Origin of the sequence: Streptomyces sp. AF1A (assembly GCF_047340315.1) — a bacterium.
GTDB lineage: Bacteria > Actinomycetota > Actinomycetes > Streptomycetales > Streptomycetaceae > Streptomyces.
This window is the reverse complement of record NZ_JBLEBI010000071.1, coordinates 19628-30618: the sequence shown is the minus strand read 5'-3', so window position 1 is coordinate 30618 and position 10991 is coordinate 19628. Positions and strand designations below refer to the sequence as shown.

At 73.7% G+C, this 10991-nt stretch carries 7 protein-coding genes and 2 pseudogenes; 7 read left to right on the top strand and 2 right to left on the bottom strand.

The genetic code is table 11. The annotated features are described in order from the left end of the window. From ACLU3S_RS20085 to ACLU3S_RS20075, 3 genes are all read left to right on the top strand, one after another. A partial coding sequence (locus ACLU3S_RS20085) for an FAD-linked oxidase C-terminal domain-containing protein (protein WP_413953283.1) occupies positions 1-2006 on the top strand: 2006 nt, incomplete at its 5' end. 312 nt (positions 2007-2318) lie between these two features. Continuing rightward, complete coding sequence (locus ACLU3S_RS20080; protein WP_413953282.1) at positions 2319-3440, top strand: lipid II:glycine glycyltransferase FemX; 1122 nt, start codon at positions 2319-2321, stop codon at positions 3438-3440. Between the two features lie 231 nt (positions 3441-3671). Beyond that, positions 3672-4592 (top strand): EamA family transporter, encoded by a 921-nt coding sequence (locus tag ACLU3S_RS20075; protein WP_413953284.1) that lies wholly within the window; start codon positions 3672-3674, stop codon positions 4590-4592. A 6-nt stretch (positions 4593-4598) separates the two neighbouring features. Here the strand turns inward: ACLU3S_RS20075 and ACLU3S_RS20070 are convergent. Together ACLU3S_RS20070 and ACLU3S_RS20065 are read right to left on the bottom strand one after the other, a co-directional pair. Continuing rightward, a pseudogene (locus ACLU3S_RS20070) lies at positions 4599-5341 on the bottom strand (class I SAM-dependent DNA methyltransferase). A gap of 11 nt (positions 5342-5352) precedes the next feature. Continuing rightward, positions 5353-5463 (bottom strand): annotated as a pseudogene (locus ACLU3S_RS20065) (XRE family transcriptional regulator); the annotation flags it as partial. A 135-nt stretch (positions 5464-5598) separates the two neighbouring features. Between ACLU3S_RS20065 and ACLU3S_RS20060 the strand changes: the two are divergent. The 4 genes from ACLU3S_RS20060 (at position 5599) to ACLU3S_RS20045 (ending at position 10987) form a co-directional block, all read left to right on the top strand. After that, positions 5599-6804, top strand: a complete 1206-nt coding sequence (locus ACLU3S_RS20060) for a hypothetical protein (protein ID WP_413953281.1) — start codon at positions 5599-5601, stop codon at positions 6802-6804. A 120-nt stretch (positions 6805-6924) separates the two neighbouring features. Further along, positions 6925-7719, top strand: coding sequence for a TIGR03084 family metal-binding protein (locus tag ACLU3S_RS20055; protein WP_413953280.1), 795 nt, complete (start codon positions 6925-6927; stop codon positions 7717-7719). Then, positions 7716-9392, top strand: coding sequence for an acyclic terpene utilization AtuA family protein (locus ACLU3S_RS20050; RefSeq protein WP_413953279.1), 1677 nt, complete (start codon positions 7716-7718; stop codon positions 9390-9392). Before ACLU3S_RS20055 ends, ACLU3S_RS20050 begins: the two co-directional genes overlap by 4 nt. Then, entirely contained in the window at positions 9389-10987 is a 1599-nt protein-coding gene (locus ACLU3S_RS20045) for an acyl-CoA carboxylase subunit beta (protein ID WP_413953278.1), read from the top strand. Before ACLU3S_RS20050 ends, ACLU3S_RS20045 begins: the two co-directional genes overlap by 4 nt. The last annotated feature ends 4 nt before the right edge of the window (positions 10988-10991 follow it).

Here is a 10991-nt window from a genome sequence, read left to right as displayed (position 1 = left end):
CCGGGCTGCCCAAGGGGGGCGCCTGGCTGTTCGTGGAGACCGGCGGGGAGTCGGCGGCCCAGGCACGCGCGCGTGCGGAGGCGATCGTCCGCGCGGCCGACGCGGTCGATGCGCTCGTGGTGATCGACCCAGGCGCCCAGCGGACCCTGTGGCGCATCCGCGAGGACGCGAGCGGTACGGCCACCCGGCTGCCGGACGGCAGCGAGGCCTGGCCCGGCTGGGAGGACTGCGCGGTGCCGCCCGCCCGGCTGGGTGCCTATCTGCGGGACTTCCGCGCCCTGCTCGCCGCCCACCGGCTGCGCGGCACGCCCTACGGCCACTTCGGCGACGGCTGCATCCACGTCCGGATCGACTTCGACCTGCTCACCGAGGCGGGCATCGGCCGATTCCGGCGCTTCTCCGGGGAACTGGCCGACCTGGTGGTCGCGCACGGCGGCTCGCTCTCCGGGGAGCACGGCGACGGCCAGGCCCGCGCGGAACTGCTGCCGCGCATGTACGGCGAGGAGACCATCGCCCTCTTCGAGCGTGCCAAGGCCGTCTGGGACCCGGACGACCTGCTCAACCCCGGCATGCTGGTCCGCCCGGCCCTCCTCGACGAGAACCTCCGCTTCTCGGTGCTGCCCCGCCGGCCCGTCGACGTGGCCTTCGGCTACCCGGCCGACGGCGGCGACTTCCGCGCGGCCGTCCGCCGCTGCGTCGGCGTCGCCAAGTGCCGTGACACCACGGCGGTCGGCCCCGCCGTGATGTGCCCCTCCTTCCGGGCGACCGGCGAGGAGGAGCATTCCACCCGCGGCCGGGCCCGCCTGCTGCACGAGATGCTCGCGGGCGAACTGGTCACCGACGGCTGGCGGTCCACGGAGGTGCGCGATGCCCTCGACCTGTGCCTGTCCTGCAAGGGCTGCCGCTCGGACTGCCCGGTCGGCGTCGACATGGCCACCTACAAGGCCGAGTTCCTGCACCACCACTACGCCGGCCGCCACCGCCCCGCGGCCCACCACAGCATGGGCGGGCTGCCGCGGTGGCTGCGCTGGGTCGCCCGGACGCGCACGGCCCCGCTGCTCAACGCGCTCGCCTCGGTGCGGCCGCTCGCCCGCGCGGCGAAACGCCTGGGCGGCATCGCGCCCGAGCGGCCCGTCCCCCGCCTGGCGACGCGGACGTTCAGCGGCTGGTGGCGCCGGAGGACGCCTGCGGCCCGCGGCGGCGGGGACCTGGTCGTGCTCTGGCCGGACACCTTCACCGAGCACCTCTCCCCGTCCGTCGGCCGGGCCGCCGTCCGGGTCCTGGAGGCCGCCGGCCTGCGGGTGGCCCTCCCGCCGACGCTGCTGCCGCGCCGGACAGCGATCGGCGACGGCCGGGCCGGGGCGGCGACCGCACTGCTCACGGCCCGCCGGGCCCGGGTCTGCTGCGGCCTGACCTACATCTCCACCGGCCGGCTCGACGACGCCCGCGCGGTCCTGCGCCGCACCCTGGACCTGATGGAGCCGGTGCTGCGGTCCGGGGCCCCGGTCGTGGTCCTGGAGCCGAGCTGCGCGGCCGCCCTGCGCAGCGACCTCCCGGAGCTGCTGCAGGACGACCCGCGCGCGGCCCGGCTCTCCGCCGCGGTCCTCACCTTCGCCGAGGCCCTTCAGCGGCACGCCCCGCACTGGACCCCGCCCGCCGTCGGCCGCCCGGTCGCCGGCCAGACCCACTGCCACCAGCACGCGGTCCTCGGCGACGGCGCCGACCGCAGACTGCGCGCCGCGGCCGGGCTGGCCGGGGAGCTCTCCGGCGGCTGCTGCGGTCTGGCGGGCAACTTCGGCTTCGAGAAGGGCCACTTCGAGGTGTCACGGGCCTGCGCGGAGGAACAGCTCCTGCCCTCGGTGCGGGAGGCATCCGAGGACACGGTGGTCCTGGCGGACGGCTTCTCCTGCCGCACCCAGCTGGAGCAACTGGCCGGGGTGCGGGGGCGGCACTTGGCGGAGGTACTGGCGCAGGCGCTGGACGAGCACGGGGGAGAGGCCAGGTGAGCGACGCATACGGCAGGTTGGCGGTCCTCGCGGACGTCCACGGCGTGCTGCCCGCACTGGCGGCCGCGGCCGTCCCGGCGCCCACTCATGCCTGATCGGGCCCGGCGCCGACCTGCGCGTGACGGAGTACGGCATACCGGCGGCGATCGCCCGGCTCACCGCGCACTGCGCGTATCCCGAGATCCGAGTGGGCCGACTACTTCCTGCGCGCACGGGCGACCGACACGGACGTGCCGGCGGCCTGGGGACCGAAGGACGGGCGGGGTGGTTCGTAAGGTGAGCTGATCCGCGATCCGCAAAGGAGCCCCGCGCATGAGCCTCGTCGTCCGCCCGATCAGCCGCGCCGAGCACCTCGCCTTCGTGGCGCGGCGCCCCTCGGTCAGCCATCTGCAGGTGCCGTCGTGGGGGGACGTGAAGCCCGACTGGGAGGCGGAGAGCCTGGGCTGGTTCGAGGCGGACGGGCGGCTGGTCGGGGTGGGACTGGCGCTGCTCAGGCCGCTGCCCGGGGTGAAGAGGTATCTGGCGTATCTGCCGGAGGGGCCGGTCATCGACTGGGACGCCCCCGACCTGGAGCGGTGGCTGCGGCCGATGCTGGCTCACCTCAAGGGCCGGGGCGCCTTCTCGGTGAAGATGGGGCCGCCCGTCGTCACCCGGCGGTGGAGTCCCGACGCGGTCAAGGCCGCCATCGCGGACCCGGGCGCGCACCGGCTGCGGGACGTGCCGGCGACCTCGGAGGAGCCGCGGGCCCTGGCCCTCGCCGACCGGCTGCGGGGCATGGGCTGGCGGCAGGCCGAGCCCGGCGGCGAGGACGGCTTCGCCGCCGGGCAGCCGCGCTACGTCTGCCAGGTCCCCTACGCCGGACGGTCGCTGGAGGACATCCACGGCGGGCTCAACCAGCAGTGGCGGCGCAACGTCAAGAAGGCCGAGAAGGCGGGCGTGAAGGTGGTGCGGGGAGGCTACGAGGACCTGCCGGTCTTCTACGGCCTCTACACCGAGACCGCCGAGCGGGACCGGTTCGTCCCGCGCCCGCTGCCGTACTTCCGGCGCATGTGGACGGCGCTCACCGAAGAGGACCCCGACCGCATGCGGCTGTACCTCGCCCACCACGACGGGGAGGTGCTCGCGGCGGCCACGATGCTGATCGTCGGTGGCCACGTCTGGTACTCCTACGGCGCCTCCACCGGCCGCCGGCGGGAGGTGCAGCCCAACAACGCGATGCAGTGGCGCATGATGTGCGACGCCCATGAACTCGGCGCGCACGTCTACGACTTCCGCGGCATCACCGACACCCTGGACGAGTCCGGCCATCTGCTCGGCCTGCTCCGCTTCAAGGTGGGGGCGGGCGGCGAGGCCGTGGAGTACCTGGGGGAGTGGGACTTCCCGCTGAACCGGCTGCTGCACAAGGCACTCGACCTGTACATGGCCCGGCGCTGAGTCCGCGGCGGGCTGCGCGCCGAGAGCATTGCCGGCCGAGGGCGTCCCCGGCCGAGGGCATGCCCGGCCCGGTGCGCCGAACGGCTTCGGCTCCGGCATCCGGGGGAGGCGCATCTCACCTCCAGGACAGAGCCGTAGAGGGTTCACACTGCTGACGGGGTCTACTACCCTGGACCCAGTAGTACATGGAGATGTACAGGATCTGATCAGAGCCCCAGGACCGCCGTGAGCATCGTCAACACCCCCAGCGACGCCCCTTCGACGTCCGCGCCGACGGCGCCGTCCCCGGGCGCCCCCGGCCGCCTCGGCTCGCTCGGCCCGGTCGGCCTGGTGCTGGCCGGCGGCATCTCGGTGCAGTTCGGCGGCGCGCTCGCGGTGACCCTGATGCCGAGGGCCGGGGCGCTCGGTGTCGTCACCCTGCGCCTGTTCGCGGCGGCGATCGTCCTGCTGCTGGTCTGCCGTCCCCGGCTGCGCGGCCACTCGCGCGCCGACTGGGTCACGGTGGTCGTCTTCGGCATCGCCATGGGCGCGATGAACGGCCTCTTCTACGAGTCGGTGGCCCGCATCCCGCTGGGCCCGGCCGTCACCCTGGAGGTCCTCGGCCCCCTGACCCTCTCGGTCCTGACCTCCCGCCGCCTGATCAACGTGCTGTGGGCGGCCCTGGCCCTCGGCGGCGTGTTCCTGCTCGGTGGAGGAGGCTTCAGCGACCTGGATCCCGCGGGTGTCGCCTTCGCCCTGGGCGCGGGCGGAATGTGGGCGGCGTACATCGTCTTCAGCGCCCGGACGGGCCGCCGCTTCCCGCAGGCGGACGGCCTGGCGCTCGCCATGGCGGTCGCCGCCCTCCTCTTCCTGCCGCTGGGCATCACGGCGGCCGGCACCCGCCTGCTCGACCCGGCCACCCTCGCCCTCGGCTCGTCGGTGGCCCTGCTCTCCTCGGTCCTGCCCTACACCCTGGAACTCCTGGCCCTGCGGCGCCTGCCCGCCTCCACCTTCGCCGTCCTGATGAGCCTGGAGCCGGCCATCGCGGCGACGGCCGGCTTCCTGATCCTCGGCCAGTCCCTGTCCCTGACCCAGGCGGCGGCGATCGCCCTGGTGATCGGGGCGAGCATCGGGGCGGTCCGGACGCAGGTCGGGCGCGGACGCGCGGCGTAGCGGACGTCAGCCGGCGGGCTTCTCCCACACCGACACGTGCGCGCGGCTCTCGCCGGTGAACGGCGCGCGGGTCCAGCCGTCCCACCGCTCCCGCAGCCGCAGCCCCGCGAGCCGGGCCATCAGATCCAGCTCGGCCGGCCACACATAGCGGAACGGAACGGACATGTACGTGGCCCGGCCGTCCACCACCCGCACGTGGTGCGAACTCATCGACTGCGTCGCCACGTCGTACAGGTCGAAGCCCAGGCGGCCCTCCTCCACCCGGAACGGCACCGCGTCCTGCCCCGGCGGCAGCCGTCGCAGATCGGGCACGAGGACCTCGACGACGAAGCAACCGCCCGGCTCCAGATGCGCCGCGGCGTTGCGGAAGCACTCCACCTGGCGTCCTGCGAGGTCAGGTTCATGACCGTGTTGAAGACCAGATAGGCGAGCGAGAACGTGCCGTCCACCTTCGTGGTCGCGAAGTCCCCGATGCTGACGCCGATCTCGTCCCCGCCCGGCTTGGCGCGCAGCCGTTCCACCATCGCCCGGGACAGGTCGATCCCGTGCACCGCGACCCCGCGCCGCGCCAACGGCAGGGCGATCCGCCCGGTACCGATCCCGAACTCCAGCGCCCGGCCACCGTCCCCGGCCAGCCCCGCCAGAAACGCGACGGCCGGCTCCACGACCCCCGCCTCGAACATCTCCGCGGCGGACTCGTCGTACGACGCCGCGACGGACTCCCCGAAGCAGCCGTCGTCATCGACCACGTTTGACCGACCTCCTCCCCCACACGGGCGATCAGGGCCGCCGAGTCATTCGGGGAGAGCGCAGCCGCCTGAAGGTGATCGTAACGGGCCGAACCCTCTTTGAGCGCTTCCGGACCGGCCGTGAATGCCGCGCAGCGGAGTCGAGTTGGCGGAAACCGGTGGGCGGGCCGTCTTCGCGCTCAGGCGGATGTGTACGTTGGCGGTGACCGTCCGCGCCGCACGTCGAGGCGTCGCACCAGCTGGGGGACTACGAACACATGGCACGCGTCGCCGTCATCACCGCGCCCAACATCGGCTACCGCAACACGGGCATGCTGACCGTGGACCTGGCCTTCGAGTCCCTGCGCCGGAGGATGGGTGCGACCGGGATCGACGCGGACTGGTACACCCTCCACCTTCCGGAGACCGTGCCGCTGCGCACGTCCGCGCGAGGCGCCGACTTCCCGTTCCGCTTCCGGTCGCTGATCGAGGACTTCGACACCCTTGCCGACCACGACGCGGTCGTGTTCTGGGGCGACTTCCTGCACACCCGGCACTATCTGGCGCAGGACGCGACGAACCGCCTGCTCGACTTCGGCATCGCCGGCGACCGCGACGCCGCCCGGACCCTGCTGAACCGCACCCTGCTGCTCGCCGACCAGCCGGACGAACTGCTCGCCTGCACCCTCAGCTACGGCGGCACGATCCTGCACAACACGCAGTCCGACTACGAGGACAAGGAGTACGGCCCCCTGTTCGCGCGCCTGATGACGCGCAGCCGCCGGGTCTGGGTGCGCGATCCGCTGTCGGCGGCGAAGCTGGCGCACCTGCGGGGGGACCGTACGACCGACCACTTCGGCTCGGACGCGGCGCTGCTGTCCCGCCCGGGCGACCTCGACCACCTGCCGGTCACGGGGTGGTCGAAGGACGTCCCGGAGGGCGGGGCGATCGGCGTGTTCCTCGGCGCCCGCACCCCGATCCCCGAGTGGCTGCCCGGGTTCTGCCACACGCTCTCCGACCGCTTCGGAGCTCCGCTGGAGTGGCTGCCCTGGTTCGACCGCGACATTCCCGCACCGGTCGGCCACATTCCGATCCGCCCGGGCGCCCACACCCTCGGTGACCTGGTGCGGGTCCTGCCCCGCTATCGGCTGGTCATCACCGACACCTACCACCTGTGCGTCAACGCCTGGGGCGCCGGCACCCCGGTGGTGTGCGTGGGCGCGCCCGAACCGAGGCCGACGACCGACGACGACTATCTGACGCTGAGCGACGTCAAGAAGCACGTGTTCCACATGGCGTACGACGCGGCGGACTTCTACCTGTCCACCCTTCCCGACACCGCGGAGGCCCACGAGCGCCGCGCCGACCGGCTCGCCGGCCTCGTGGAGGGCGGCGGAGCCGCCGCGATCGCCACGCGCATCCGCGATCACGCCGACCATTCGGCGACCTCGTTCACCGAAACCCTCGCCTCCCTGCTGCGGTAGGCCTGCGCCGGGCGCGCCCCTCTGCCGCGACAGGCCCCGGCCGAGCCCGCGCGCACGGGGGGCCCACAAATTCATGCAAGCATGCTTGATTGTTTCTGGGTCCGCTGCCATGCTCCCCCCATGGCCGACCCGACGCCCGTCATCGACGACCTGCGTGCCGAGAGCGACGAACTGGACCAGCTCGTCGCCGAGTTGACCCCGGATCAGTGGGCGCTCGCTACGCCCGCGCCCGGCTGGACCGTCGCCCACCAGATCGCGCACCTCGCCTGGACCGACCGCTCGGCCCTGCTGGCCGTGACCGACGCCGACGCCTTCCAGGCACTGGTCGAGAAGGCGCTCGCCGCGCCGGACTCGTTCGTGGACGAGGGCGCGGACGAAGGGGCCCGACTCCCGCCGGCCGAACTGCTCTCCGCCTGGCGTGCAGGGCGCACCGCCCTGGACCGGGCCCTGCGCGACGCGTCACCCGGCGCCCGCTTTCCCTGGTACGGGCCGCCCATGTCGGTCGCCTCCATGGCCACCGCCCGCCTGATGGAGACCTGGGCGCACAGCCTGGACGTCGCCGAAGCGCTCGGTGCGGTCCGCGCCCCGACCGACCGGATCAGGCACGTGGCCCGGCTCGGCGTCCGTACCCGCGACTTCGCCCACACCGTCCACGGCCTGACCCCGCCCGCCGAGGAGTTCCGCGTCGAACTCACCGCACCCGGCGGCGAGGTGTGGTCCTACGGCCCCGAGGGCGCGGCGCAGCGCGTCACCGGGCCCGCCCTCGACTTCTGCCTGCTCGTCACCCAGCGCGCCCACCGCACCGACCTCGCCCTGACCACCGTGGGCGAGGACGCCGACCGCTGGCTGGACATCGCCCAGGCCTTCGCCGGGCCGCCCGGCGCCGGACGGGAGCCGAAGGGGGAGCCGGCATGACGGTCCTGCGCGTCGGCAACTTCTCGGGCTTCTACGGCGACCGGTTCGACGCCCTGCGCGAGATGCTCACCGGCGGCGAACTCGACGTCCTCACCGGCGACTACCTCGCCGAGCTCACGATGCTGATCCTCGCCCGCGACCGGCTGAAGGACCCCTCCACCGGATACGCCCGCACCTTCCTGCGCCAGCTGGAGGACTGCCTCGGCCTCGCCCACGAGCGGGGGGTGCGGATCGTCACGAACGCGGGCGGCCTCCATCCGGCCGGACTCGCCGGCAGGGTGCGGGAGGTGGCCGAGCGCCTGGGCATCCCGGTCCGCGTCGCGCATGTCGAGGGCGACGACCTCACCGCCTCCCACCCCGGCGCGCTCGCCGCCCACGCCTACCTCGGCGGCTTCGGCATCGCCGAGTGCCTGCGGGCCGGTGCGGACATCGTCGTCACCGGGCGGGTGACCGACGCGGCGCTCGTCACCGGGCCCGCCGCCGCCCACTTCGGGTGGGGCCCGGACGCCCACGACGCCCTCGCGGGAGCCGTTGTCGCCGGGCACGTCCTGGAGTGCGGGACGCAGGCCACCGGCGGCAACTACGCCTTCTTCCAGGAGGGGGACGTGCGCCGCCCCGGCTTCCCCCTCGCCGAGATCCACGCCGACGGCAGCAGCGTCGTCACCAAGCACCCCGGCACCGGCGGCCTCGTGGACGTCGGCACGGTCACCGCACAGCTGCTGTACGAGACCGGCGGCGGCCGGTACGCCGGCCCCGACGTCACCGCCCGGCTGGACACCGTCCGGCTGAGCCACGACGGGCCGGACCGGGTGCGGATCGAGGGCGTGCGCGGCGAGGCGCCGCCGCCGGAGCTCAAGGTCGGCCTCAACCGGCTCGGCGGCTTCCGCAACGAGGTCGTGTTCGTTCTCACCGGGCTCGATGTCGAGGCCAAGGCCCGCCTCGTGCGGGACCAGCTCACCGAGGCGCTCGCCAAGTCGCCCCCGGACGAGGTGCGGTGGGAACTCGTCCGCACCGACCGGGCGGACGCCGGCACCGAGGAGGCCGCCAGCGCCCTGCTGCGGCTCGTCGTACGGGACCCGGACGAGCGGGTCGTCGGGCGCGCGCTCGGCGGGGCCGCCGTCGAGCTGGCGCTGGCCAGCTACCCCGGGTTCCATGTGCTGTCCCCACCCGAAAAGGGCGCTCCCTATGGCGTCTTCGAGGATGTGTACGTGCCCCAGGGCGCCGTCGGCCATGTGGCGGTCCTCCACGACGGGCGCCGTGTCCCCGTGCCGCCGCCCCAGGACACGCAGGCCCTCGCCGCCGTGCCGGAGCCGGACCTGCCGGACGCCCTTCCCTCCGGCCCGATCCGGCGGGCCCCGCTCGGCCTGGTCGCCGGCGCCCGCAGCGGGGACAAGGGCGGGAACGCCAACGTGGGGGTGTGGGCCCGTACCGACGACGCCTGGCGGTGGCTGGCCCACGCACTCACCGTCGAGAGGTTCCGGCAGCTGATCCCGGAGAGCCGGGACCTGCCCGTCACCCGGCACGTGCTGCCGAACCTGCGCGCCCTGAACTTCGTCGTCGAGGGCATCCTCGGCGCGGGGGTCGCAGCCCGGCACCGCTTCGACCCGCAGGCCAAGGCCCTCGGCGAATGGCTGCGCTCCCGACACCTGGACATCCCGGAGGCCCTGCTGTGACGGTTCTGCAGACGGCCCTGGACCCGACCGGTCCCGACTACCGGGCCCACCGCGAGGCCATGCTCGCCAAGCTCGCCGAGCTGGAGGCCGAGCACGCCAAGGCGCTCGCGGGCGGCGGCGAGAAGTACGTCGAGCGGCACCGGGGGCGCGGCAAGCTGCTCGTCCGCGAGCGCATCGAGCTGCTCCTCGACCCGGACACGCCGTTCCTGGAGCTGTCCCCGCTCGCCGCCTGGGGCAGCGACTACGCCGTCGGCGCGTCCCTGGTCACCGGCATCGGCGTGGTCGAGGGCGTGGAGTGCCTGATCACCGCCAACGACCCGACCGTGCGCGGCGGCGCCAGCAACCCGTGGAGCCTGAAGAAGGCCCTGCGCGCCAACGACATCGCCCTCGCCAACCGGCTGCCCTGCATCAGCCTGGTGGAGTCGGGCGGCGCCGATCTGCCCTCGCAGAAGGAGATCTTCATCCCGGGCGGCGCCGTCTTCCGCGACCTGACCCGGCTGTCCGCCGCCGGCATCCCGACCGTCGCCGTCGTCTTCGGCAACTCCACCGCGGGCGGCGCCTACGTCCCCGGCATGTCCGACCACGTGATCATGGTCAAGGAGCGGGCGAAAGTGTTCCTCGGCGGGCCGCCGCTGGTGAAGATGGCGACCGGCGAGGAGAGCGACGACGAGTCGCTGGGCGGCGCGGAGATGCACGCGCGCGTGTCGGGCCTCGCCGACTACTTCGCCGTGGACGAGTGGGACGCCCTGCGGCAGGCGCGGCGGGTCGTGGCCCGCCTCAACCACCGCAAGGCGTACCCCGATCCGGGCCCGGCCGAGCCGCCCAAGTACGACCCGGAGGAACTGCTCGGCATCGTCCCCGGCGACCTCAAGATCCCCTTCGATCCGCGCGAGGTCGTCGCCCGCATCGTCGACGCCTCCGACTTCGACGAGTTCAAGCCGCTGTACGGCACGAGCCTGGTGACCGGCTGGGCCGCCCTGCACGGCTACCCCGTCGGCATCCTGGCCAACGCCCAGGGGGTGCTGTTCAGCGAGGAGTCGCAGAAGGCCGCCCAGTTCATCCAGCTCGCCAACCAGCGCGACATCCCGCTGGTCTTCCTGCACAACACCACCGGCTACATGGTCGGCAGGGAGTACGAGCAGGGCGGGATCATCAAGCACGGCGCGATGATGATCAACGCGGTGAGCAACTCGCGGGTCCCGCACCTGTCGGTCCTCATGGGGGCTTCCTACGGCGCCGGGCACTACGGCATGTGCGGGCGGGCCTACGACCCGCGCTTCCTGTTCGCCTGGCCCGGCGCCAAGTCGGCCGTCATGGGCCCGCAGCAGCTCGCCGGCGTGCTGTCGATCGTGGCCCGGCAGTCGGCGGCGGCGAAGGGCCGGCCGTACGACGAGGACGCGGACGCCGCCCTGCGCGCCATGGTGGAGCAGCAGATCGAGTCCGAGTCGCTGCCGATGTTCCTGTCCGGGCGGCTGTACGACGACGGCGTCATCGACCCGCGCGACACCCGCACCGTCCTCGGCCTGTGCCTCTCCGCGATCCACACCGCCCCCTACGAGGGTGTGCGCGGCGGCTTCGGCGTCTTCCGGATGTGAGGGA

Bases quoted from the DNA above. Each gene is read 5' to 3' on its own strand.
- ACLU3S_RS20080 (WP_413953282.1), top strand. From the start codon at position 2,319: ATGAGCCTCGTCGTCCGCCCGATCAGCCGCGCCGAGCACCTCGCCTTC.
- ACLU3S_RS20060 (WP_413953281.1), top strand. From the start codon at position 5,599: ATGGCACGCGTCGCCGTCATCACCGCGCCCAACATCGGCTACCGCAAC.
- ACLU3S_RS20055 (WP_413953280.1), top strand. From the start codon at position 6,925: ATGGCCGACCCGACGCCCGTCATCGACGACCTGCGTGCCGAGAGCGAC.
- ACLU3S_RS20050 (WP_413953279.1), top strand. From the start codon at position 7,716: ATGACGGTCCTGCGCGTCGGCAACTTCTCGGGCTTCTACGGCGACCGG.